Source organism: Moritella viscosa, from assembly GCF_900120065.1.
In the GTDB taxonomy this organism is placed as follows: Bacteria; Pseudomonadota; Gammaproteobacteria; order Enterobacterales; family Moritellaceae; genus Moritella; species Moritella viscosa.
In genome coordinates, this window is the sequence record NZ_FPLG01000075.1 from 1 (window position 1) to 549 (window position 549).

Genomic DNA, 549 nt, shown 5'->3' on the forward strand with positions numbered 1-549 from the left:
GTTTGCGCAAACGTTTCGATTGGTTGAATATAGTTAAAAATAAGGATAATTCTAGTTTTTAACTATAAAAATGCGAGTTAGATCGAAGAACGAGTTGAATTTCTTTCATTTGAAATGGAGAGGTTATTTTTACGAAGAAAATAGCTTATATCGAAAGTAATAGAGCAGATAAAATGGAGTAGAAAATAAAATAGAGCCAATAATATTTGAACTCTATTCTCATAAAAAACGACTATATTTTAAGCATATTTATTCGTGTTTATAAATTAGATCAAAATAACAATACACCCAGTATTATCTTAACAAGGCAGATTTTAATATCGCATTTACGATCAACTTCATGTTTTTATTCTTACTTATGATGTAGTTTATCCTCCTTAATATTATTGATATGTAATAGAGTTAAACATGAAAAATCGTTATCAGGTAGCCATTTCAGCTGGACTACTTGCAGTGGTGTGGTATCGCCGATACCTTTCATCTGACAACTTGGATCGGATTTTTAAGTTGCAGCACTTATTTTGCACAACCGAAAGCTGGATTTCAGGG

At 30.8% G+C, this 549-nt stretch carries 1 pseudogene; it reads left to right on the forward strand.

The annotated features are described in order from the left end of the window. Nucleotides 1-408: 408 nt before the first annotated feature. Nucleotides 409-549: pseudogene (locus tag BT797_RS23615) on the forward strand (DUF1097 family protein); the annotation flags it as partial.